The organism is Streptomyces sp. NPDC002680 (assembly GCF_042889145.1).
Classification (GTDB): Bacteria; Actinomycetota; Actinomycetes; order Streptomycetales; family Streptomycetaceae; genus Streptomyces; species Streptomyces adonidis.
On record NZ_JBIAQP010000006.1, the window covers coordinates 125268 to 149020 of the forward strand.

Annotated in this window: 16 protein-coding genes and 1 pseudogene; 9 read left to right on the forward strand and 8 right to left on the reverse strand. The window is 70.3% G+C overall.

All coding sequences use genetic code 11. The annotated features are described in order from the left end of the window. Window position 1: 1 nt before the first annotated feature. From ACFYXF_RS17660 to ACFYXF_RS17680, 5 genes and pseudogenes are all read right to left on the reverse strand, one after another. A pseudogene (locus tag ACFYXF_RS17660) lies at window positions 2–412 on the reverse strand (adenylyltransferase/cytidyltransferase family protein); the annotation flags it as partial. Continuing rightward, on the reverse strand, window positions 409–1944 hold the full coding sequence (locus ACFYXF_RS17665) for a fibronectin type III domain-containing protein (RefSeq protein WP_389350496.1): 1536 nt from the start codon (window positions 1942–1944) through the stop codon (window positions 409–411). The pseudogene ACFYXF_RS17660 and the gene ACFYXF_RS17665, both read right to left, overlap by 4 nt. An 85-nt stretch (window positions 1945–2029) precedes the next feature. Next, window positions 2030–3571 (reverse strand): lipopolysaccharide biosynthesis protein, encoded by a 1542-nt coding sequence (locus tag ACFYXF_RS17670; RefSeq protein ID WP_389350497.1) that lies wholly within the window; start codon window positions 3569–3571, stop codon window positions 2030–2032. Beyond that, window positions 3568–5148, reverse strand: a complete 1581-nt coding sequence (locus ACFYXF_RS17675) for a hypothetical protein (RefSeq protein WP_389350498.1) — start codon at window positions 5146–5148, stop codon at window positions 3568–3570. The genes ACFYXF_RS17670 and ACFYXF_RS17675 overlap by 4 nt, the downstream gene beginning before the upstream one ends. Further along, a complete protein-coding gene (locus ACFYXF_RS17680) occupies window positions 5145–6605 on the reverse strand; it encodes a hypothetical protein (RefSeq protein WP_389350499.1) in 1461 nt (486 codons plus the stop codon). Before ACFYXF_RS17680 ends, ACFYXF_RS17675 begins: the two co-directional genes overlap by 4 nt. Window positions 6606–6883: 278 nt before the next feature. On the opposite strand from ACFYXF_RS17680, the gene ACFYXF_RS17685 reads away from it, so the two are divergent. Further along, on the forward strand, window positions 6884–7864 hold the full coding sequence (locus ACFYXF_RS17685) for an NAD-dependent epimerase/dehydratase family protein (protein WP_369032229.1): 981 nt from the start codon (window positions 6884–6886) through the stop codon (window positions 7862–7864). A gap of 32 nt (window positions 7865–7896) precedes the next feature. Further along, window positions 7897–9096: a glycosyltransferase family 4 protein gene (locus ACFYXF_RS17690; protein ID WP_389350500.1), complete on the forward strand. Its 1200-nt coding sequence runs from the start codon at window positions 7897–7899 to the stop codon at window positions 9094–9096. A gap of 146 nt (window positions 9097–9242) precedes the next feature. On the opposite strand, the gene ACFYXF_RS17695 is transcribed toward ACFYXF_RS17690, so the two are convergent. The 3 genes from ACFYXF_RS17695 to ACFYXF_RS17705 all read right to left on the reverse strand — a co-directional run bounded on the left by ACFYXF_RS17695 (window position 9243) and on the right by ACFYXF_RS17705 (window position 12616). After that, the gene (locus ACFYXF_RS17695; protein WP_389350501.1) at window positions 9243–10370 is read right to left on the reverse strand and encodes a glycosyltransferase; all 1128 of its coding nucleotides are present in this window, start codon (window positions 10368–10370) and stop codon (window positions 9243–9245) included. After that, window positions 10367–10927 carry a DapH/DapD/GlmU-related protein gene (locus tag ACFYXF_RS17700; protein WP_389350755.1) on the reverse strand — a complete coding sequence of 187 codons (561 nt, stop codon included), beginning with the start codon at window positions 10925–10927 and terminating at the stop codon, window positions 10367–10369. Before ACFYXF_RS17700 ends, ACFYXF_RS17695 begins: the two co-directional genes overlap by 4 nt. A gap of 327 nt (window positions 10928–11254) precedes the next feature. Next, on the reverse strand, window positions 11255–12616 hold the full coding sequence (locus tag ACFYXF_RS17705) for an exopolysaccharide biosynthesis polyprenyl glycosylphosphotransferase (protein WP_389350502.1): 1362 nt from the start codon (window positions 12614–12616) through the stop codon (window positions 11255–11257). 355 nt (window positions 12617–12971) lie between these two features. On the opposite strand from ACFYXF_RS17705, the gene ACFYXF_RS17710 reads away from it, so the two are divergent. The 7 genes from ACFYXF_RS17710 to ACFYXF_RS17740 all read left to right on the forward strand — a co-directional run bounded on the left by ACFYXF_RS17710 (window position 12972) and on the right by ACFYXF_RS17740 (window position 23749). Further along, entirely contained in the window at window positions 12972–13187 is a 216-nt protein-coding gene (locus ACFYXF_RS17710) for a dodecin (RefSeq protein WP_369032224.1), read from the forward strand. 401 nt (window positions 13188–13588) lie between these two features. Further along, window positions 13589–14809 carry a DUF1565 domain-containing protein gene (locus tag ACFYXF_RS17715; RefSeq protein WP_389350503.1) on the forward strand — a complete coding sequence of 407 codons (1221 nt, stop codon included), beginning with the start codon at window positions 13589–13591 and terminating at the stop codon, window positions 14807–14809. Between the two features lie 240 nt (window positions 14810–15049). Next, window positions 15050–16462: a family 43 glycosylhydrolase gene (locus ACFYXF_RS17720; protein WP_389350756.1), complete on the forward strand. Its 1413-nt coding sequence runs from the start codon at window positions 15050–15052 to the stop codon at window positions 16460–16462. A gap of 52 nt (window positions 16463–16514) precedes the next feature. Further along, the gene (locus tag ACFYXF_RS17725; protein ID WP_389350504.1) at window positions 16515–19319 is read left to right on the forward strand and encodes a beta-L-arabinofuranosidase domain-containing protein; all 2805 of its coding nucleotides are present in this window, start codon (window positions 16515–16517) and stop codon (window positions 19317–19319) included. A 201-nt stretch (window positions 19320–19520) separates the two neighbouring features. Further along, window positions 19521–21734, forward strand: coding sequence for an MMPL family transporter (locus ACFYXF_RS17730; protein WP_389350505.1), 2214 nt, complete (start codon window positions 19521–19523; stop codon window positions 21732–21734). A 114-nt stretch (window positions 21735–21848) separates the two neighbouring features. Beyond that, complete coding sequence (locus ACFYXF_RS17735) at window positions 21849–23066, forward strand: sensor histidine kinase (protein ID WP_389350506.1); 1218 nt, start codon at window positions 21849–21851, stop codon at window positions 23064–23066. Continuing rightward, the gene (locus ACFYXF_RS17740; RefSeq protein WP_389350507.1) at window positions 23066–23749 is read left to right on the forward strand and encodes a response regulator; all 684 of its coding nucleotides are present in this window, start codon (window positions 23066–23068) and stop codon (window positions 23747–23749) included. Before ACFYXF_RS17735 ends, ACFYXF_RS17740 begins: the two co-directional genes overlap by 1 nt. Window positions 23750–23753 lie beyond the last annotated feature (4 nt).

Genomic DNA, 23753 nt, shown 5'->3' on the forward strand with positions numbered 1-23753 from the left:
AGAGCAGCTGCAGGGCGCCGCGCAGCAGGGTGCTGGAGGTGTGCACGGTGTACGGGAAGTAGACGACTTCGACACCGACCGGGGCGAAGCGGCGCTCGAGCTCTTCCCACTTGGGGGTTCCCCGCCAGTCGTCACCCTTGAAGATGACGTGGAAACCGACCCGCTTCCATGTCTTCAGCTTGTCGACGTCCGCCTCCACGACGGCCTCGTCCACGTAACGCACGCTACGGACGATGTCCAGGCGCTCGGCGAGCGGAACGACGGGCAGCCTGCCCTTCAGGCGTGCGGCAAGGTCGTCGGAGGTCACCCCCGCGACGAGACGGTCGCAGTGCCGGCGTGCCTCACGCAGGATGTTGAGGTGCCCGACGTGGAACAGGTCGTAGACGCCGGGGGCGAATCCGATGCGGGTCACCGCGTCTCACCCGCGGCCCGCTCCTCCGCCTTCGGCACGGTCACGCTCAGGGCGGCGGACTTGGGCGAGGTGTTCGTCCCGTCCGTCACCTCGATCGCGTACCGGTGGCTCGTGCCCGCGGCCACGGAGTCGGTGTAGCTCATCCGCGGACGGTCCCAGTAGGCGGACGACTTGGTCCGCCGTGCCACGAGCTTCCCGTCCCGGTAGATCTTGTACGTCAGCTCGGCGTCGTCCCGGTCCCATGAGGTGCGCCAGGCGAGGGTGACCCTGCCGGGGTCGGTGTCGGCCACCGAGAGGGCGGGAACCATCGGCGCTCCGGTGTCGCGGCTCCCGAAGCGGGTGAGGCCCTGCTGCGGTTTGTTGTTGACCGTGGTGAACTCGCCGCCCGCCCACAGGATGCCGCGTCCCACCTCCAGGGTGCGGGGACCCACGTGTTCGCCCAGTCCGTCGTTGGTGTCGGGGAACCAGTGCAGGATCCTGCGGTCGTTGAGCTGCTGGGCCAGCAGGTGCTGCCGGTCTCCCCTTTCGGGGAACCCTCCGGGCGTCTCGGCGCAGTCGTGCGCGTGTGAGGCGCTGTACAGGACGCCCTTGTAGGGCAGCAGGTCCTGGGTGGCGCCGCGGCAGGTGTCCCTCCACAGAAGGGTGTTGTTCGTCAGCCGGCCGGCGATGCGGCCGTCGAAGATGCCCCGGCCGTGGCCCTCGGCGCCCACGTAGAAGCGGGTGCTGTCGCGCGCGATGGCCTTCACCGACGACTGGGACGGGAACCATCCAGGATAGGAGAGCACCGTCCCGCCGGTGGTGGGGTTCAGGGCGACCAGCGAACGGTCCTGGCGTCCGTTGGCCGTCTCGAAGTCGCCTCCGACGAAGACGCGCCCGTGCGAGGTCGCGGCCGACAGGGCGCGCACCGGGTGGTCGAGGTTCGCCGAGAAGGGCAGCAGGGAGCCCTTGGGGGAGATGGCGGCGACACGCTGCCTCACCTTGCCGTCGACGCGGCCGAAGTCACCGCCCAGGTACACCGCGCTGTCCGTCACGTCGATGGCCCGCACGGTGGCGGACACCGCCGGGCGGAAGCTCTCGCGCAGCGAGCAGCCTGCGGTGTTGAGGGCGACCGCGCTGGCCACGCTGGTGGATCTGACGCGGTTGAAGGAACCGCCCACGTACAGCACGCGGCCGTCCGCCGAGGCCTTCATGGCCCGCACGGTGCGACCCAGGCCGGTGAAGGACGGGGCACAGGGCAGCAGCTTGCCCGTCACCGCGTCGAAGGCGGCGAAGTTGTGGCGTTCCACCTCGCCCTGGCCGGGCTCGGCACCGGGCGGGCGGACCGAGTCGAAGGTGCCTCCGACGTAGACGACGCCGTTCGCGGAGGCCAGCGACCAGACGATGCCGTTCGTCTGCCAGGTGGCCAGCGGATCGGCGGTGAACGTCCCGTCGGCGGCAGCGACGGGGAAGGCTTCGAGCAGGGCCGTGGTGCAGACGAGGGCGGTGACAGCCGCCGTCGTGACCGATTTCGTGCGGAGCTTTCTCAGGCGCAAGGGACACCCCGGTGGCAGTTGTGGAAGTGGTACGGAGGAGGTGACGCCGACAGGGTGAGCCCGGACGGTACGACCGGGTCTGGGCTCATGCAGCGCGTCGGCGCAGCACTCCGACCAGCTCGCTCACTCTCAGCGGCGTCCTATATCGCCACAAACTAGTAGCAAATACACATATTCCCAAGACCATTCCCACGGCGAGTCCTGTCGGTGTGTCACCTGCCAGCACGCGGGAGGCCGCCAGGGCGACCGCGACGAACAGACCGGCGGCCAGGGCGTTCACGTAGCCGCGGCTCACGGAGGTGAAGCCGAGGCCCAGCCGGATGAGTACGGCCGCCGCGAGGTTCTCCACGACGATGGCCGCACCCCAGGACGCGGCGGCGCCGAGCACACCCCAGGCCGGCACGGCGATCACGCCGACGGCCAGCTGCACCGCGAACGCCGCGGCGGTGACGGCCAGGTGCCAGGAGCTGCGGCCGGCCATGAGGAGCACGGTCTGGGCGTTGCCGACCGCGACATTGACCATCGAGGCGGCGCACAGCAGCACCAGGGCGGGCGCACCGTCGACGAACTCCGGCCCGAAGACGGACAGAACGGTCCGCGGAAAGCCGGCGACGAGGAGGAACAGGGGCCAGGAGAAGAGCACGATCCAGCAGGTCGAGACGCGGTGCAGATCGTGCGCCTCGGCGGCCTTGTCGACGGCGAGCAGGCGGCTGATCTCCGGTGCGGAGGCGAGCCGGACGGCCAGCTGGATGAGGGCGCCCGCGGTGACGACGCGGCCGATCGCCGTGTAGACCCCCGCGTCGTCGGCCGTGGCCATGACCGACAGCAGGATGACGCCGACCCATACGGCGCTGATGTCGAAGACGGAGGAGACCGCGCGGGGTGCGGCGAAACCCCAGAAGGTCCGCCAGGGCACGGACCCGGGTCCCGTGGTGTACGGCGTACCGTGGCCGGCGCGGCAGCGGCGCAGGGCGAACCAGGCGGCCACGGAGCCGGCCAGCGCGGGCAGCAGCCAGGCCGAGGCCAGGGCCAGCAGTCCGGGCGCGTAGCAGGCCACAGGGACGGCGATCAGCACACGCAGCACCGGTTTGCCGATCTGCTCCACGCCGACGAACGGCACCACCGTGCCGTAGCCCCGGGTGGCGGCGAGCAGGATCGTGCCCACGGTGGCGGCGGGCAGGAAGAGTCCGAAGAGCCGGACCAGGGCGACGGCGTCCGCGGGGGGCAGGTGGGGCAGGAGCGTGGTGGCCACCGACGGGAACAGCAGCAGGGGCACGGCGGCCGTGGTGCCGGCCAGGGCCGCCGGCAGGGCGGCCGTGCGCAGCAGCGCCCCCACCGAGCGGCCGTCGTCGACGGCGAGGTCGCGCGGGACGAAGCGGACAAGCCCGGTGTCGGCACCGAGCTTGCAGGCGTTGCTGAGAATGGTGAACAGGGCGACGCCCGTGAAGATCGCTCCCGCTCCGTTCGCTCCGACGGCCCGGGTGATCAGGCCGACGAAGACGAAGGAGAAGACGGCGTTCGCGAGAGACCCCGCCATCCCCCACCAGCCGCCCCGTGCGGCCGCGGCCACCCCGCTCGGGGCGGTGGCCCCGGCGCGGCGGCGAGCGGTCGCTTCGGGTGCGGTCATCGGCGGGTGACGGTGAGCGTGCCGTCGTACAGGGGAAGGTCCATGGTCGAGGTGTCGACGGGCGACACGCGACCGTTCTTCCGGCGGCGGAACAGCGCGCGCAGGCGTCGGCGTGGGCGCCCGGCATCGAGGACCGCCCCCAGGAGGCGTCCGCCGGAGCAGCCGATCAGCTCCTGCACCTGCCGGAGGTCGTCGCGCCGGGTGCCGTCGAGGCCGGTGACCACGAGGATGCCGTCGACGCGCTGAGCGACCGCCAGCACGTCGGCGTGCTCGAGGAAGGGCCCCGTGACGACGACGGTGGAGGTGTCGGCCTCGGACCCCGTCCGGTCGGTCCCGGAGAGGGCGGCCCGGGTGTACGGGCCGGTGTGGCCGCCCGAGGAGAAGGTGAGGCGTCCGGTCACGCCGGCGTCGACGAGGACGCCGCTCTCGGAGCGGAACCCCTCCTTCAGGGCGGGGGCTTCGTACGACAGCAGCGGCAGTCGTCCGGCCAGTCCGGAGGTGTCGGGGGCGGCGTCCACCAGCAGCACGTCGCCACCTTCCTCGGCGAGGGCCGCGGCCAGGTTGGCGCCGACCTCCTCGGCGGCGTCGGCACGCCGGGGGGCCACGACCAGGACGCTGCCGGGGCCGGCCGGGCTGCCGAGCTGCCGCAGACGGAAGGCCAGGGCCCGGTACGCCTCCGTGCGAGGACTGTCCGTGTGGCCGACCGTCAGCAGCGCGTCGTCGCCCCCGTCGTCCGAGGGCAGGAGGCCGAGCACCGGGGCGCCCAGGGCGGCCCGTACCTCACCCACCGACCGGACCCGGGTGTCCAGGGCGGAGCGCATCCAGGCCAGCACGATGCCGAGGAGGAGACCGCAGGCCAGTCCGACGGCGAGCAGGGTCTTCCGACCGGGGCCCACGGGCAGGGTCGGGGCCACGGCCCTGCGCACGATGTCACCGCCGTCGGTGTCGCGGGACCTGATGTCGAGGACCTTCTTCTGCAGGTTGTAGAGCTGGTTCTGCGCGGCGGGCGTCGCGGTCGCCCGCTCCAGCTGGTTCTGGGCCAGCCGCTGGTTCAGCACGGTGATCTGCTGCTCCAGGGCGCGGGTGGCCCGCAGCACCGTGGCGTCGTTGCGGCTCTTGCGGTCGGCGAGGTAGGCCTCGGCGAAGGCGTTGGCGCCGCGCGCCGCGCGCTGGGGCCCGCGGGCGGTGAACTCGAAACGGAGTACCTGGGACTTCAGCGGATTGGTGACCCGCACCCGGGCGCCGAGCGTGCCGGCCTGGTTGTCGGGGCGACCCAGGAGCCGTGGCACGCGGTGGGAGACGGCCGCGCTTGCGGCGATCCGCTGCTCGGTGCTCATACTGACCTGGTTGTCGGCGGAGACGCCGACCGCGCCGAAGGGGTCGGTGGTGGAGCGCACGAGGACTTCGCTGGTGGCGGTGTAGGTGTGAGCTCGCTGCAGCGACAGCGCCAGCCCGCCGAGGAGTCCCAGGAGGATTCCCAGCGTGATCAGGACGCGGTGGCGCAGGAGTCGGCGCAGTTGGTCGCGTAGCTGGTCCGGCTCGTCGTACCGGTCGTCGATGGGGGTGGGGCCGGTCACGGGTGCCCTCCTGTTCCGGGGATCGATGCATGACGGGTGGGTGCGGTCGGCGCCGCCGATGAGGGGAACCGGGATGTCCTGACGGTCGGGATGCTGATGAGCAGCGGGATGGCCAGCAGCAGGGTCAGTGGGCCCGCGATGCCGAGCAGGCTGCCGCGCAGGAGGACCATCTGGTAGAAGGCGAAGGCGGGGACCATGAGGGCGGCGACGGTGTCCGGCCGGTCGCGCAGCCGGTGGCGTACGTCGTCCGCACGCCGTCCGGCCGCGCCGAGCAGGAGGAACACGATGACCACCGCGTAGGGGCCGGCCCACAGGTAGCTCTCGATCCACAGGGGCGCGGAGAGGTTGAGGAAGTCGTACCCCGCGTACCTGGCCAGGGTGATGCCGGTGTCTTCGGGTTTCCCGGGCCACATCGAGCGCGGCACCGCGAACAGCGGGGGGCCGAGCGCGTCCTGCGGGGAGAACCCGTTCTCCCGGGCGTAGTCGAGTCCGGTCTGCACCTGCTGGAAGGCGTCGTAGTCGCCGTTGGTGGTGAACTGGTCGGCGAGGGAGACGACGGCGACGTCCTCCCGCTCGCTGTAGCGGAAGTAGTCGCTGTACGGGAAGACGAGCAGGAGCGCCGCGATGAGAGCGGCCGCCGCGATGCGGAAGGCACGGGGCCGGCACAGCCGGGGCGCGGTGAACAGCAGGGTCAGCAGGACCGTGCCGACCCAGAACCGCGGCTTGCTGATGGGGTTGTTGACGACGGCGTTCAGCGCGAGGAGCACAGGCAGCAGCAGCCAGCGGACGCCGCGCAGCCATCGGTCGCCGCCGGGCAGGCGGGGTACGCGCAGCAGGCCCAGCAGCGCCCAGAAGGCGGGCACGGACAGCGACCAGCTGAGCAGCACCTGCATGAAGCCGCCCTGCCCGTTGTCGGGGGCGCCGACCTCCGTGATGGCCTGACGACTTGTGAAGTACGCGCCGAGACGGCCGGGTTGGCCCGAGATCAGCAGCACCGCCAGGGCGAGGGCGAGCCCGCACAGTGCCAGCAGTCGCCAGGGAGAAAGACGCCGGGAGAGAAGTCGTTCCAGGAATCCCGGTGGAGCACAGGCCGCGCGGGCGTGGCCACGGCGGGCGGCGAGGACCGTTCCGGCGCTGTAGGCGACGAGACCCAGTTCGACGACGGCCACCGCCTGGAAGGCGGTCACCTCGCTGGTCCGGTTGGGCCACGGGTAGGTGTCGACGGCGAGCATCGCCAAAGGGGCCAGACCGAGCCAGATGTAGACGAAGACCCAGAAGCCGAAGGCGATGAACCGCACGGTGCCCGCGGTGAGCACGCGGGCGAGCGCACCGCCGGTGTGCGCCACGACGACACCTTGAAGGGCCAGTGCGGCCGACAGGTGCACGCCGTCCGACTGGAGGATCAGCCCCGGCAGCAGGACGGTCAGCACCACGGCCCAGAGGGAAACCGCAGCCACACTGCGGACGCGAGCGTCCTGCATCCCGACCTCTCTGCCGAGTGAGCATTCTGGACGAAACATCACTGAACGATATATAGCGTGCTTAATTATTAAATCGCCCCAGGCGCGCACGAATCCTTGACTTCGGTGCCGCCACCTCGGCGAGAGAGTCATCGGGTGATCTTGTTCATCGGGCGGCGTGCCATTTACCCCAAATCATGACAAGTCTGCATAGCTTATCGCGCAGGTCTCGGCTGACCTCAGATCAGATCTCCGGATTCCCAGAGGAGTTGCGCATGAGCAAGCGGGTCGACGTCGTCGTCGCTGGAGGCGGCGGATTCATCGGTGGCCATCTCGTGGGCGACCTGCTCGCCCAAGGGCTGACCGTCCGCTCCATCGACATCAAGCCCCGGCACGAGTGGTACCAGGTCCACGAGGACGCCGAGAACGTGATCGCCGACCTGTCGCTCCTGGACAGTGCTCGCGCGGGCGTCCGGGACGCCCGGCAGGTGTACATGCTCGCCGCCGACATGGGCGGCATGGGCTTCATCGAGAACAACAAGGCCGCCTGCATGATGTCGGTGCTGACCAGCACCCACATGCTCCAGGCGGCGCACGAGGCCGGCGTGGAGCGCTACTTCTACTCCTCGTCCGCCTGCGTCTACGCCGCCGACAAGCAGACCGACCCGAACGTCACCGCCTTGAAGGAGGAGGACGCCTATCCGGCGCTGCCGGAGGACGGCTACGGCTGGGAGAAGCTCTTCTCCGAGCGGATGTGCCGTCACTACACCGAGGACCACGGGTTCGTCACCCGCGTCGCCCGCTACCACAACGTGTACGGCCCGCACGGCACCTGGACCGGCGGACGGGAGAAGGCTCCGGCCGCGGTGTGCCGGAAGGTGGCCGAGGCGGTCCTCTCCGGTGACCACCGGCTGCAGATCTGGGGCGACGGACAGCAGAGCCGCTCCTTCATGTACATCGACGACTGCCTCCACGGCAGCCAGATGATCATGCACGGGGACAGCGGTGTACCGGTCAACCTCGGATCGTCGGAACTGGTGACCATCAACCAGCTCGTCGACATCGTCGAGCGGATCGCCGGCGTCCGCTGCGAGCGCGCCCACCGGCTCGACGCCCCGCAGGGCGTGCGCGGGCGCAACTCCGACAACACCCTGATCCGCGAGATCTACGGATGGGAGCCGTCGGTCTCCCTCGTCGACGGTCTGGAGAAGACCTACGCGTGGGTCTACGACCAGGTCAAGCGCTCCCACCAGTGACACCCGACCGAGCACCAGGACACCACGAGCCGATGAGGATCCTCGTCCACGACTACAGCGGCCACCCGTTCCAGGCCCAGCTCAGCCGGGAGCTGGCACGCCGCGGTCACGATGTCGTCCACTCCACGTGTACGGCCTACGTCTCCGGCAAGGGCAACCTCGCCGAAGACACCCCCGGCCTCCGCTTCGTCACCATCGGGGACAGCACCGCGCTCAGGAAGGAGGCGTACTTCCGCCGGCTCCACCAGGAGACCCTGCTGGGCCTCGAACTGGCCCGGCAGGTACGGCGCGAGAAGCCCGATGTGGTGATGCTGTCCAATCTGCCCATTCCGGTGCTGGTCGTGGCGGCGGCCGTGCTGAGGCGGCTGCGCATCCCCTGGGTGCTGTGGCACCAGGACGTGACCGCCGTCGCACTCAAGCGCTTCGCCGCCGCCGACGTCGCGAAGTCGATGGGCGTCGCCGCCACCGTCTTCGGGGCGGGCGAGAAGTGGTCGGCGCGCCGGGCCTCGGCCATCGTGGTGATCGCCGAGTCATTCGTGCGGATCCACGAGCAGTGGGGCACGGCCGGCAAGGTCACCGTCATTCCCAACTGGGCACCGCTGGACGAGATCGTGCCGGTGGCCCGAGCCAACGCCTGGTCGGCCGAGCAGGGTCTGAGCGGAGTGCGGACCATGCTGTATTCCGGCACCCTGGGGCTGAAACACAATCCGGTCCTGCTCGTGCAGCTGGCCGAACGGTTGCGGGACCGCGGCGCTCCGGTGCGTCTCGTCGTCGTCAACGACGGTCCGGCCGTGCCCGTCCTCCGGGAGGCCGCGGCCGCCCGCGGCGTCGAGCTGACGTTGCTGCCCTTCCAACCCTACGAGCGGCTGCCCGAGGTCCTGGGCACCGGCGACCTCCTCGTTGTTCTCCTGGCGGCGGACGCGGGGGAGTTCTCCGTCCCGTCCAAGACACTGTCCTATCTGTGCGCCGGGCGTCCCGTGCTCGGCCTGATGCCCGCCGACAACCTGGCCGCGCAGCTGCTGCGCGAGGCGGGGTCGGCTGTCTTCCCGCCGGAGGAGTCCTCACTCGACGACGCCTTCGCCTGGGTCCAGGAGGTCCTGTCCGACCCGGCGCGTTCCGAAGCGCTCGGCAAGGAGAGCCGCGCGCTGGCCGAACGGGAGTTCGCATTGGAGGACTGCGCCTCGCGCTTCGAGGACATCCTCCGGACGGCGAAGGGCCGCGCCGCACGCTGACCGGTCCGCCGCCGGAGTCCGCCGTTCTCCTCACGGACGGCGGCTCACCGGCGGGCCGCCTCCCCTGGTCGGTCGAAGCCGCCGGCCACCCAGGGCTCGCCGTCGATCCGGCGGGTCCGAGGTGGCCGGCAGCCGTCGCACCTGTGTCACCCCGCGCCCGGCCGGTCCTGGTAGATGCCCTCGAGCTGGTCCACGACGGCCCGGATGGAGAACACCTCGTCGATCGCGCGACGACCCGCCTCGGCCAGTCGGCTGCGCAGCTGTTCGTCGACGAGGAGCGCGGCCACCGCATCGGCCAGGGCCTCCGGGCTGCCGTCGGTCACCAGCGCCGCCTGTCGGCGCTCCAGTTCGGCCGCGATGCCGCTGCTGTCCGTGCACACGACCGGTGTTCCCTCGGCCAGTGCCTCCAGGACCGTCATCGGGAACGGCTCGTGCACGCTCGGCAGGACGTACACGGCGGCTCTCCGGTAGGCCTCGAGCGCCGCGGAGTGCTCCAGCGCGCCGCCGTAGGAGACCACATCCGTCAGCCCGCGGTCCATGACGAGCCCGTTCACCGCCGCGAGGGATCCCTCGTCCGCTCCGTACAGCGTGAAGCGTGCCTCGGGGATCTCCTTGTGGACCAGGGCGGCCATCTCGACGAACGCCTCGGGGCGCTTGCGCGGGTGCAGCCGGGCGAGGAAGATCACCTGGTTGTCGTCCCTCGGCCGAGTGCCAGGCCGCTCGCCGGACGTGCGCAGGCCGTTGGGCAGTGACACCAGCGGTGGCCCGTCCGGGCCCAGCACCTCGGTCAGTGCCCGTCGCTCCCGCTCGGTGAGCACCAGGCAGCAGCGTGCCCGGCGCAGCAGGGGCACGTACAGACTGTCGAACACCCGCGCGACGAGACCTGTGCGGGGCTCGACCATGCCGTGCGTCTGGGTGACGAAGTCCTTGCGCCGGAGCCGGGCGACGGCGAGCCCGGCGAGGGAAACGAGGTCCCGTCCCGCATGAAGGTGAACGGTGTCGGCGCGCCCCATGGTCCGCCACAGGTCCCACAGCAGCAGGGGATGCGCGAGTCCGAGGCACCCTCGGCCCGGGACGAGGCGGCGTGCCGGGCGGGAGACGAAACGGACGGTTCCGACGCGCTCCGAAGCGCGGGCCCTGCCCCGCCACAGCGACACCAGCGTGACGTCGTGACCGCGGGCGGCGCATTCCTCGAGCTGGGCGACGGCCACGCTCGTCGGACCGCCGAAGGCCCCGTCGTCGCTGACGAGCGTGACCACATGGACCAGTCTCATGCCGTGACTCCCTTCGCTGATACGGCCGGGGCCGCTCCCGGCGTACCGCTCGCCGTCAGGACCGAGCCGGGCGCCAGGTCCCGGTGCGCGACGGCACCGGCCCCCACCACCGCGTCCCGGCCGACGGTGACGCCGCGCAGCACGACGGCGCGGGCCGCAACCCAGCAGCCCGGCTCCAGCCGGATGGGGCCGTTGTCGAACTCGAAGGTGGCGGAACGACGGAGATGGCTGCCCGTGCACAGCAGCGCACTCTGGGAGACGCAGCAGTCCTGGCCGATCGTCACCGGTTCCAGGTTGAGGATCCAGGCGTCCTCGCCGATCCACACGTCGTCGCCGATGTCCAGCTTCCACGGCCAGTGCACGCGCACCCCGCGCCGGATCAGCACCCGCTCTCCGACACGGGCGCCGAAGGCACGCAGCAGTACCGGCCGCCATCGGGCCGGGAACCACCATTTGACGAAGAGCAGATGGAGAGCCGCGAACCAGGCCGCCTGGACCAGCGGGGGGCGGCCTTTCTCGTAGCCGGCACCGGTGAAGCCGCGCAGGGATCGCGCCACGACCGCCCGGTACGCCGTCTCCCCTGCCGCGTCACCCGCGTGCGGGGCGGCTCCGGGCGGTGCGACTACGGGCTGTGCGACTACAGGCTGTGCGACTACGGGCTGTGCTGCTTCGGGCTGTGCTGCTTCGGGCTGTGCGGCTGTGGTCTTTGCCATGACGGTGTCCCTTCCGGGGGCCCAAGACGTCCACGTCCGCGATCCTTCACGGCCCCGGGGACGGAGCGCCTTCGATCACCGCGTGTTGGCGGCAGACCTGCCTGGATGGAGGACCGCCCGTGGGGCGTGCCGGTCCGGCCGACGGCACGCCCCACGGGACCACACTCCTGTTCAGTAGGCGCCTTGGCCGTCCAGCACCGCGCGCACGGTACGGGCCATGACGTTCATGTCCCCGGTCAGCGACCAGTTGTCGACGTAACGCAGGTCGAGTGCGACCGTTTCACGCCAGGACAGGTCGGACCGGCCGCTCACCTGCCACAGCCCGGTCAGGCCCGGTTTGACACTGAGCCGGCGCATCTCGATCCCGTTGTACTTGACGACCTCCTCGGGCAACGGGGGACGTGGACCGACCAGGGACATGTGGCCGAAGAGGATGTTGAACAACTGGGGCAGTTCGTCCAGCGAGTAACGCCGCAGGATCCGGCCGACCGGGGTGACCCGGGGGTCCCGCCGCATCTTGAACATGTGCCCGTCGTTCTCGTTCTCCGCCTCCAGACCGCTCTTGAGCCGGTCCGCGCCGACCACCATGGTGCGGAACTTCCACATGGCGAACTGCCGCATGTTCCAGCCGACCCGGGTCTGGCGGTAGACGACCGGACCCGGCGAGCCGAGCCGGACGGCCAGCGCCAGCACGAGCAGCAGCGGTGAGAGCAGAAGGAGCAGCACCAGGGCGCTCACCCGGTCCAGCGCGGCCTTCGCCACGGTGTGCGCGCCGCGCTGCAGCGGTGGTGCGATGTGCAGCAGGGTGAGTCCGGCCGCCGAGGTCAGCCGCATCCGCCGACGTGCCACGTCCACGACGCCGGGCAGCACCATGAGGGAGCGGCCCCTGTCGTGCAGCATCCAGGACAGCCGGCGCACCCGGTCGCCCGACATGTGCCGGCCCGGCGCCACGAAGATCAGGTCGGCCGCGAGTTTGTCGGCCGCCCCGAGCACGGCCGCGGCGTCCTCCTCGGGCGTCTCGGGCTCCTCGCAGGGCAGCCGCACGCACACCTGCACCCCGGAGCGCACGTCGCCCTCTCCCACCGGGCAGGAGCCGACGATCACGTACTCGTGGTCCGTGCGCTGGGAGAGCTGCTCCACCACCGCGTCGACCGTCGGTGGTTCGCCGACGATCACCACGTGACGCAGGGCGCGGGCCTCCCGGCGGGCGGCCAGCAGGTGACGGTGAATCATCTTCTGACAGACCCCCGTGACGACCAGCGCGGGGATCAGTGCCGTGAACGCCTCGGCGGGCACGCTGTCCAGTCCGCAGACCACACGAAGCGTCGCCAGGGCGCCGACCAGGACCAGCCAGTCCCGTATGACGGCCCGGAGGCCGCCTCCGTCGCCCCAGGCCGAGGGCGTGTTGCGCTTACTCACCAGCCCGATCAGCGGCCACAGCAGGGCTGCGGTGGCCGCCAGGCGCAGCGGGTGCGGTTCTTCGACCTCCACGAACGTCGCAGCGACCGGCAGGGCCGCGGCAAGAAGGTCCACACAGACAGAGAAGGGGCGATACCACTGCGCCCACGTTTCCTCACGGTGGACGGGGCGGCGCGCCACGGTAGTCGGCGCCTGTCGGGACATCGCGATTCTGAACCGCCGCATGGTCTCCTCTCAACCCCTGATCGGCAGATCTCGGGCACAGCCGCGTGAACCACCACGCGTGCGGTCCCATCTCCTGACGTGATTCTTATATCATCAGACGGGTTGGAATATCGTACTTTTATCCCCTCCTGTGTGTCCGGGACGCCTCGCGCTCCGCCGCCGCTTGGGGCACGGTGGAGTGACGCGCCCCACACACCGGACACAGGTGACGCCACGCCGCCGTCACCGCGGAGAGGAGCCCCGCATGTCGAACCACACCTATCGGGTCACGGAGATCGTCGGCACCTCGCACGAGGGGGTCGACCAGGCCGTCCGCAACGGCATCACCCGCGCCTCGCAGACCCTCCGCAACCTCGACTGGTTCGAGATCACGCAGGTCAGGGGCCAGATCGTGGACGGGCAGGTCGAGCACTACCAGGTCGGGCTGAAGGTCGGTTTCCGGTTGGAGGACGGCGAGTAACCGTAGTGGGCGACCTCCGCGGGTCCGGCCCTCACCCTCCCGCGCATCCTTCGGCGCGCCGGACTCGGCCGTGCAGCGGGCCCGTACGACGCTGAAGTCGGCCAGTTCCGCGTCCTGGCAGACGAGTTCGTCGTCCACCAGGACGCGGAGCGCGCGGCCCCGGTCCAGTCGGATCCGGATCTCCGGCCCACGGCTCCGAGGTGGCCCGCGCCTGCCGGTTCAGGGGCGGGGCGAGGTGCCCAGGAACCGGTGGAGACGAGAACCGCAGCGTTCGCGTATCTGATCGCTCGCCGTCCCAGGCTCACGACACATCACCCGGTCCGGTCGGCCGACCCGGCAACCTCCACGGCGCCGGCGGCCACTCCTTGGCGACAGAGCCGAGGCAGAGGCGGGAGCCGTACATGCGCAACGCAGCGATCCGGACGGGAACGGCGGTCCTGGGCACCGCGTTAATGACAGCGGGGATGCTCGTGGGCGCCGCCGAGGGGGCGAGTGCCGCGACGACCCTCGTCGTGGCGACAGGTGGCGACGACTCGGCGCCGGGCACGCCCTCGCACCCCCTGAGGACCATTCAGAAGGCCGTCGACCTGGCGAAGCCGGGCGACACGATCACCGTACGCGGGGGCACCTACGCGCTCACCGACAACATCACCATCGCCACCTCCGGCACCGCGTCCCAGCCCATCACCCTGGGCGGCTACCCGGGCGAACGGGTCGTGATCGACGGGGAGCGACTGCCGGCGAGCCACACGCCGGTCGGCGGCAGCATCCCGCGTGCCGAGCGCGGCGCGATCCACCAGGAGGCCTCCTACTGGCGGATCTCGGGGCTGGAGATCGTGAACGGGCCGTACGGCGTGTACTGCGACGGCTGCGACAACAACGTCTTCGCCCGCCTGATCACCCACGACAACTACGAATCCGGTTTCCAGCTCCAGGGCGCCTCCGCCCACAACCAGATCCTGGACCTGGACCTGGACAGTTACGGCAACCGCGACCCGCGCAAGAACGGCGAGAGCGCGGACGGGCTGGCCGTCAAGGAGGGCAGCGGGACCGGCAACGTCGTGCGGGGCGCGCGGCTGTGGAACAACGTCGACGACGGCTTCGACGCCTGGAAGTTCACCTCGCCGATCACGATCGAGAACACCATCGCGTACGGCAACGGCGTCAACCGCTGGAACTTCCCCGACTTCGCGGGCGACGGCAACGGCTTCAAGCTCGGCGGCGGCACACCGGCGCCCGCCACGGCGCACGTCCTGCGCAACACGGCCGCGTTCAGGAACGCGGCGCACGGCATCACGGACAACGGCAATCCGGGTGCCCTCAGCGTCAACCGCAGTACCGCGTACGGGAACGCGGGCACCGGCTTCGACGTGGACACCTCCGGGGGACGCGCCACCCTCAACGCCAACCTGTCGGTCGCCGACGGACGGGCCGTCGCCCTCGGCTCCGTCACCGTCTCCACCGGCAACTCCTGGGATCTGGGCGGCACTTGGAACGCCGCGTCAGTGCTGAGCACCGACCCGGCGGCCGTCACCGGCTCGCGTCGGGCGGACGGTTCGCTGCCCGCCGCTCCCAACTTCCTTGTGCCGCGCGCCGGTACGAACATCGGGGCCCGTTTCTAGGCGATCTTCGGCGGGCGTATCGGGGTGCGTATCGGTGGCGTGAGCGATCAGCCGGCATTCAACCTGTCGGAAACATTGACTCGCTCACGCCCCATACCTATCTTTCGGTCGAACCTCCGTACACCGTTCCATATATCGAACAATGTCGGCCAGGGAACAGGCCGCTGAAGGAGACTCGCCGTGGACCGCACCCGCAGCAGCTCGACCAGCAGACGCACGCTCCTCAAGGCCTGCACGGCCCTGGTCGTCGCCGTGACCGTGCCCGTCGCCGTCGGCACCCCGGTGTTCGCCGCCGTCCCTGCCTCCCCGGCCGTCACCTTCACCAACCCGATCGCCGCGCAGCGCGCCGACCCGCACATCTACAAGCACACCGACGGCTACTACTACTTCACCGCCACGGTCCCCGCGTACGACAAGATCGTGCTGCGCCGGGCCACCACGCTCCAGGGCCTGGCGTCCGCCGCCGAGACGACGATCTGGACCAAGCACGCCAGCGGTGAGATGGGCGCCCACATCTGGGCTCCGGAGATCCACTACATCGACGGCAAGTGGTACATCTACTTCGCGGCCGGCGCCTCCAACGACATCTGGAAGATCCGGCCTTACGTCCTGGAGACCTCGGCCGCCAACCCGATCACCGGGACCTGGACCGAGAAGGGCCGCATCGCCCTGCCGTTGGACACCTTCTCGCTCGACGCGACGACGTTCGTGGTCAACGGGACGCGGTATCTGAGCTGGGCGCAGAACGACCCGGCCGTCGGCGACGGCACCAACCTCTACCTCGCGAAGATGTCCAACCCCTGGACGATCAGCGGGACTCCGGCGATGATCTCCCGGCCCACGCTGTCCTGGGAGATCATCGGGCACACGGTGAACGAGGGGCCGTCGGTCATCCAGCGGGGCGGCAAGGTCTTCATGGCGTTCTCGGCCAGCGCCACCGACGCCAACTACTGCCTGGGCCTGCTCACCGCGTCCGCCTCCGCCGATCTGCTCAACCCGGCCTCCTGGACCAAGAGTTCGCAGCCGGTGTTCACGAGCAACGCCTCGACCGGGCAGTACGGGCCGGGCCACAACACGTTCACGGTCTCCGAGGACGGCAAGTCCGACGTCCTCGTCTACCACGACCGCAACTACAAGGACATCAGCGGCGATCCGCTCAACGACCCCAACCGGCGCACCCGTTACCAGAAGCTGTACTGGAACGCCGACGGCACCCCGAACTTCGGCATCCCGGTCTCCGACGGGCTCACCCCGGTCCGCCTCTCCTCGTTCAACTACCCCGACCGGTACATCCGGCACTGGGAGTTCCGGGCCAGGATCGAGGCGAACGTCACCAACCTCGCCGACTCGCAGTTCCGGATCGTCACCGGGCTGACCGGCTCCGGCACGGTCTCGCTGGAGTCGGCGAACTTCCCCGGCTACTACCTCCGGCACAAGAACTACGAGCTGTGGGTGGAGAAGAACGACGGCACGGCCACCTTCCTGGCCGACGCCTCCTTCACCCGGCGGGCGGGCCTCGCCGACTCGGCCGGGGTGTCCTTCGAGTCGTACAACTTCCCGGGCCGCTACATCCGGCACTACAACAGCCTGCTCCAGCTCCAGACGCTGAGCACCTCCCTCGACCAGCAGGACGCGACCTATTACGCCGAGTAGGCGGCCCTTCCCCGGCACCGCACCTCCGCATCCCCTCAGAGACGAGGCACATGTGACCCCCCACCTCTCCAGACGGTTCCTTCTCCAGAGCGCGATACTCGCCGCCGCCACGCCCGCGTTCGCCTACGCCGCTTCCGGCCGGGCCGCCGCCGCTGTCCTGCCCGCGCCCACCGCCTGGACACTCCGCCCCTTCGAGCTGAAGGAGGTCTCGCTCGGCTCGGGCGTCTTCGCGAGCAAGCGCCAGCTGATGCTGGACCACGGGCGCGGGTACGACGTGAACCGGCTGCTCCAGGTCTTCCGGGCGAACGCCGGACTCTCCACGGGTGGCGCGGTCGCGCCCGGCGGCTGGGAGGGCCTGGACGGCGAGGCCAACGGCAATCTGCGCGGCCACTACACCGGTCATTTCCTCAGCATGCTGTCGCAGGCCTACGCGAGCACCGGCGACCAGGCCTACGCCACCAAGATCGGGACGATGGTCGGCGCGCTGACCGACGTACGCGCCGCGCTGCGCACCGACCCGCGCATGCTCACCGTCACCGGCAAGTGGGGCGGCGCGCACGAGAACGTCCGGGGCTCCTACCAGTACGTCGACCTTCCGGCGGCCGTCCTGGGCGGTGCCGCGGCGATCACCCTGTCGATCTGGGTCAGGCCCACGCACGACGCCAACTGGCAGCGCGTCTTCGACTTCGGCAACGACACCACCCGGTACATGTACCTGGCCTCCCGCAACGCCGGCGGGGTGCCGCGGTTCGCCATCACCACCAGCGGTCCCGGCGGCGAACAGGGCCTCAACGGCAGCGCCGCGCTGCCGCTGAACCAGTGGAGCCACCTCGCGGTGACCATCTCCGGCACCACGGGCACCCTCTACGTCAACGGCACCGCCGTCGCCACGAACACCGCGATGACCCTCAACCCGTCCGTCCTGGGCACCCTGACGAACAACTGGCTGGGCCGCTCGAACTACTCCGGCGACCCGGTCTACGCGGGCGCCTTCGACGAGTTCAACGTCTACTCGCGCGCCCTGACCGCCGCCGACATCACCTCTCTCCAGACCAACGAGGCCAAGAACTCCTCGGCCGGGCTCGGCAATCTCGCCTCGTACTACTTCTCCGCCACCACCGGCGGGACCTTCGGCGACGCCTCCGGGCGCGGGCTGACCGCCACCCTGCGCCGTACCTGGGGCGGCCCGAGCCACCAGGGCTTCCTCGCCGCCTACCCGGAGACGCAGTTCATCGCGCTGGAGTCGATGACGAGCGGCGACTACACGAAGGTGTGGGCGCCCTACTACACGGCGCACAAGATCCTGAAGGGGCTGCTGGACGCCTATCTCGCGACGGACGACGCCCGGGCGCTGGACCTCGCGTCGGGCATGTGCGACTGGATGTACTCCCGGCTGTCCAAGCTCCCCGACGCCACCCTCCAGCGGATGTGGGGGATCTTCTCCAGCGGTGAGTTCGGCGGGATCGTCGAGACGATCGTCGACCTGTACACGATCACCGGAAAGGCCGAACACCTCGCCCTGGCCAAGCTGTTCGACCTCGACACGCTCATCGACGCCTGCGCGGCGAACAACGACATCCTCAACGGCCTGCACGCCAACCAGCACATCCCGATCTTCACCGGATACGTACGGCTGTACGACGCGACGGCCGAGACCCGCTATCTGACCGCCGCGAAGAACTTCTGGGGCATGGTGATCCCGCAGCGCATGTACGGGATCGGCGGCACCAGCACGGGCGAGTTCTGGAGGGCGCGCGGGGTGATCGCGGGCACGATCAGCGACACCAACGCCGAGACCTGCTGCGCCTACAACCTGCTCAAGCTGAGCCGGATGCTGTTCTTCCACGAGCAGGACCCGAAGTACATGGACTACTACGAGCGGGCGCTGTACAACCAGGTGCTCGGCTCCAAGCAGGACAAGGCCGACGCCGAGAAGCCGCTGGTCACGTACTTCATCGGGCTCACGCCCGGGCACGTGCGCGACTACACGCCCAAGCAGGGGACGACCTGCTGCGAGGGCACCGGCATGGAGAGCGCCACCAAGTACCAGGACTCGGTGTACTTCAAGTCGGCCGACGGCGCCTCCCTGTACGTCAACCTGTACAGCCCCTCAACGCTGACCTGGGCCGAGAAGGGCGTCACGGTCACCCAGACCACCGCGTATCCGCAGGAGCAGGGCACCACGCTCACCTTCGGGGGCGGCAGCGCGGCCTTCGCGCTGCGGCTGCGGGTGCCGGTCTGGGCGACGGCCGGGTTCCAGGTGACGGTCAACGGGCAGGCGGTGAGCGGGACTCCGGTCGCCGGGAGCTACTTCGCGGTGTCGCGGACCTGGCGTGCCGGGGATGTCGTACGGATCAGTGTGCCGTTCCGGCTGCGGGTCGAGAAGGCGCTCGACGACCCGTCGCTCCAGACCCTGTTCTACGGCCCGGTGAACCTGGTCGCGCGGAGTTCGAGCACCAGCTACCTCTCCTTCGGGCTGTACCGCAACGCGGCGCTCTCCGGCGATCTGCTGCCCTCCCTCACCCCGGTGAGCGGCAAGCCGCTGCACTACACGCTGAACGGCACCGAGTTCGCGCCGTTCAGCGAAGGGACCGAGGACGCGACACACGCCTACGTCCGGCGCGCCGAGCCGACGGTCGTGTTCGGGACCGTCTCCTCCGGGGTCGCCAATCCGGCGAAGGCCGACGGCACGACGCTGCTCGACGAGATCTGGGCGGGGGCGCCCTTCGCGAACAAGGCGGCGCTGGTCTCCCGGGTGCAGTCGACGACGGCCGCCTGGGTGACGGCGGGGCTGCTCACGCAGGCGAACGCGAACACGGTGGTGAGTACGGCGCAGGGCGCGTCGTACGTGTCCTGACCGTCATAGGTCTGCTGATCGTCGCGGGCGGTACCCCTACCCGAGGGGTACCGCCCGTCGGCCGCAGGAACGACCGGTGAGGGCGTGTGTACTGCGTTCTCAGTAGTCGCGAATGTCGACAGGCGCACGACGACGGGAGGGGGTCGGTACCGGGAGCCTTGGCAGGTACCCGAGTTCCGATGATGTGGAGACCTCCCCCTCGTGGCTACCTTCCTGTACAAGCTGGGCCGACTGGCCTTCCGGCGGCGCTGGTACGTCGCCCTGATGTGGGTGGCGGTGCTCGCCGCCGTCGGTGCCGGTGCGGCCACGGCGCCCGCCGCTCCCGACGCGGACAACACGATGCCGGGGATCGAGTCCCAGAAGGCATTCGACCTGATGGACCAGCGGTTCCCCGGCTCCAACGCACATGGCGCCAGTGCCCGGGTGGTCTTCGTCGCCCCGGGCGGCGAGAAGGTCACCGCCACCGAGAACCGGGCGGCGATCGAGAAGTTCGTGGGCGAGGTGGCCGACGGTTCACAGGTCTCGTCCGCCGCCGATCCCTTCCAGGCCAAGGCGGTCAGCGAGGACGCCTCGACCGCGTACTCCACCGTCAGCTACAACGCGAAGCCCGACGATCTCAGCGACGCCACCAAGAACCACCTCAGGGCCGCCATCAAGGAGGCGCAGGGCTCGGGGCTGACCGTCGAGGTCGGCGGTACGGCGCTGGCGACGACGCCCGCGGCGGGCGGTACGGCGGAGGCGATCGGTATCGCCATCGCGGCCCTCGTCCTCCTCATCACCTTCGGCTCGATGGCCGCGGCCGGGCTGCCGCTGCTGACCGCGGTCATCGGGGTCGGCGTCAGCATGGCCTCGATCCTGGCGCTGAGCAGCGCGCTCGGGCTGTCGTCGACGACCGGGACGCTCGCCAGCATGCTGGGCCTGGCCTGCGGTATCGACTACGCGGTGTTCATCGTGTCCCGGTACCGGGAGGAACGCGGCAAGGGGCACAGCCCGCAGGAAGCGGCGGCGCTCGCGACCGGCACGGCCGGGTCGGCGGTCGTCTTCGCCGGTCTCACCGTCGTCATCGCGCTGGCCGGGCTCATGGTGGTCGGCGTACCGATGCTGACGAAGATGGGGCTCGCGGCGGCGGGCGCGGTCGGTGTCGGTGTGCTCGTCGCGCTGACGCTGGTCCCGGCCCTCGTCGGCTTCTGGCCGAACGCGCTCCTCTCGCGCTCCGCCCGCAAGGCCGGACGGATCAAGCCGGCCGCCGAGCAGAACGGCGGCACGCGCTGGGCCCGGTTCGTGCTGCGCCGTCCGATCCCGGTGCTGATCGCCTCGGTGGCCGGTCTCGGCGCCCTCGCGATACCGGTCATGGACCTCCAGCTGGGCACGTCCGGCGACGAGGCCAAGCCGACCTCCACCACCGAGCGCCGCGCCTACGACGACCTCGCGACGGCCTTCGGCCCCGGCTTCAACGGCCCCCTGACGATCGTCGTGGACGCCAAGGGGGCCGCCGACGCCAAGGGGGCGGTGGCGACGATCTCCGAGAAGATCGCCGCCACGAAGGGGGTCGTGTCCGTCTCTCAGGCCCGCTTCAACACGGCCGGTGACACGGCGATCTTCTCGGCGGTCCCGGCCGACGCGCCGACCGACAAGAAGACGCAGGACCTCGTGAAGAAGATCCGGTCCGAGCGGCCGGCGGTAGTGGCCGGCACGGACGCGGAGTTCAGCGTCACCGGCACCACGGCGGCCAACATCGACGTCGCCCAGAAGATGCAGGACGCGCTGATCCCGTACCTGATCGTGGTCGTGGGTCTGGCCATCGTGCTGCTCCTGCTGGTCTTCCGGTCGATCCTCGTACCGATCAAGGCGGCCCTGGGCTTTCTCCTCTCCGTCCTGGCGGCGCTCGGTTCCGTGATCGCGGTCTTCCAGTGGGGCTGGGGCGCGGACCTGCTCGGTGTGGAGACCACCGGTCCGATCATGAGCATGATGCCGATCTTCCTGGTGGGCATCGTCTTCGGCCTCGCGATGGACTACGAGGTGTTCCTGGTCGCCCGGATGCGGGAGGCGTACGTCCACGGGGACGGGCCCGCGCAGGCGGTCGTCACCGGGTTCCGCTACAGCGCACGTGTCGTGGTCGCCGCCGCGCTGATCATGATGGCCGTCTTCTCCGGGTTCATCGGAGCCGGCGAGTCCATCATCAAGATGATCGGCTTCGGACTGGCGGTGGCCGTCCTGTTCGACGCCTTCGTCGTCCGGATGGCGCTCGTGCCCGCCGTACTGGCGCTGCTCGGCAAGGCAGCCTGGTGGATGCCGGGCTGGCTGGACAAGGTGCTGCCCCGGGTCGACGTGGAGGGCGAGGCACTCGCGCACAGGGCGGCCACACCCGAGAACGGGGCGGACGGTCCGGCAGACCGGGAGGCGGTCCGGGTCTGACACATCGACCGTACGCCCTGGGGGCCGCCCGTGCTGGACACACGGGCGGCCCTCGCCGGACGTCATGACGCACTGTCGTGGACCATGGATCCACGCCACCTGACCGGAGAAACGATGAGCATCGATGTGGAGCGCGCCATGGCACGTCATCCCCGTGTCGTCGACACGGTGATCGTCGTGGCGCTGTTCGTCCTCTTCCTGGTCGGCGCCCGGATCACCCTGGCCGGCAGCACCCAGCGCGAGGAGCTGTGGCCCGCCGCGATCATCGCCGTCAACGCGTGCGCCGGCGTGCTGCTGAGCCGCAGCCATCCCCGTACGGCCGTCATGGTGACCACGGTCTGCGCCATGACCGCGAGCGCGCTGGGCTATCTGCTCACCGTGCTGATGCTGGCGCCCGCCATGGTCGCGATCTACTGGCTGGCCATCCTCACCGACCGGCGGACGACCCGGATCTACACCATCGGCATGATCGTCCTGCTGGTGGCCACGGCCACGATCCTCGACCCGGTCGACCATCCCCTCGTCCTCAAGACGGTCGCCCCCATCGCCTATGTGCTGGTCCCGGTCGCCACCGGCAGCTCCCGGCGTATGCGCCACGCCTATCTGGAGGCCGTGCACGCCCGTGCCGAGCACGCCGAGCGGAACCGCGACGAGGAGGCCCGCCACCGGGTGACCGAGGAGCGGATGCGCATCGCACGGGAGCTGCACGACGTCGTCGCCCACCATCTGGCCCTGGCCAACGCACAGGCGACCACGGCCGCACACCTCGCGCGCAGCAACCCGGAGCAGACCCGCCGGATGCTGAACGACCTCACCGGCACGACCTCGTCGGCGCTGCGCGAACTCAAGGCCACAGTCGGTCTGCTGCGCCACGCCGACGACAACGACACGCCGCTGGAACCCGCCCCCGGGCTCTCCCGGCTGCCCGAGCTGATCGACACGGTCCAGTCGGCCGGGCTCACCGTCACCCTCACCACCGTGGGCAAGGAGCGGCCGCTGTCCCCGGGGGTGGACCTGACGGCGTACCGGATCGTGCAGGAGGCGCTCACCAACATCACCAAGCACGCCGTCGGCGCCACGGCGTGTGTGCGGCTCGCGTACTCGGCGGACCGGCTGACCATCACGGTCACCAACAACGCCACCGCCGTCACGGTCCCGGCGGGTCCCGCCGCGGCCACGCCCGCGCGCGGTTTCGGTCTCATCGGGATGCGGGAGCGCGCCCAGTCCGTCGGCGGCAACCTGGAGGCAGGACACCGCCCCGAGGGCGGTTACGAGGTCTCCACCGCGCTGCCCCTCTACCCCCGGCCCTCCGAAGAAGAAGAGCGCACCTGATGACGATTCGTGTCCTGCTCGCCGACGACCAGGCCCTGCTGCGGGCGACGTTCCGGATCCTGATCGACTCCGAGACCGACATGACGGTGGTCGGCGAGGCCACCGACGGCCGCGAGGCGGTCGAGCTGACCCGTACCCACCTCCCCGACCTCGTCCTGATGGACATCCGGATGCCGGGGACGGACGGTCTGGCCGCCACCGCCGCGATCTGCGCCGACCCGGAGCTGTCCGCGACACGCGTACTGATCCTGACGACGTTCGAGACGGACGAGTACGTGGCCCAGGCGCTGCGGTCCGGCGCGAGCGGCTTCCTCGGCAAGGACGTCACCGCCGAGGCGCTGCTCGCGGGCATCCGCACGGTGGCCGCCGGTGACTCCCTCCTCTCCCCCAACGCGACCCGCACACTCATCACGCGCTTCCTCAACTCCCCCGCTCCAGGCACCCAGTTGGCGACCCCAGAGGGGCTCGCGGCGCTCACCACCCGCGAACGGGAGGTGATGTGCCTGGCGGCCGAGGGCGGTTCGAACGACGAGATCGCGGAGAAGCTGTACGTCAGTCCGCTGACCGTCCGCACCCATGTGCACCGCGCGATGACGAAGCTGGGCGCCCGCGACCGGGCCCAACTGGTCGTCATCGCCTACCAGTCGGGGCTGGTGCGGGCGGTCCCGCCGCAGGAGTCGTGAGAGT

Coding starts and splice junctions, on each gene's coding strand:
- ACFYXF_RS17695 (WP_389350501.1), bottom strand. CDS start 10,370: ATGAGACTGGTCCATGTGGTCACGCTCGTCAGCGACGACGGGGCCTTC.
- ACFYXF_RS17740 (WP_389350507.1), top strand. CDS start 23,066: ATGACGATTCGTGTCCTGCTCGCCGACGACCAGGCCCTGCTGCGGGCG.
- ACFYXF_RS17690 (WP_389350500.1), top strand. CDS start 7,897: ATGAGGATCCTCGTCCACGACTACAGCGGCCACCCGTTCCAGGCCCAG.
- ACFYXF_RS17685 (WP_369032229.1), top strand. CDS start 6,884: ATGAGCAAGCGGGTCGACGTCGTCGTCGCTGGAGGCGGCGGATTCATC.
- ACFYXF_RS17735 (WP_389350506.1), top strand. CDS start 21,849: ATGAGCATCGATGTGGAGCGCGCCATGGCACGTCATCCCCGTGTCGTC.
- ACFYXF_RS17710 (WP_369032224.1), top strand. CDS start 12,972: ATGTCGAACCACACCTATCGGGTCACGGAGATCGTCGGCACCTCGCAC.
- ACFYXF_RS17715 (WP_389350503.1), top strand. CDS start 13,589: ATGCGCAACGCAGCGATCCGGACGGGAACGGCGGTCCTGGGCACCGCG.
- ACFYXF_RS17670 (WP_389350497.1), bottom strand. CDS start 3,571: ATGACCGCACCCGAAGCGACCGCTCGCCGCCGCGCCGGGGCCACCGCC.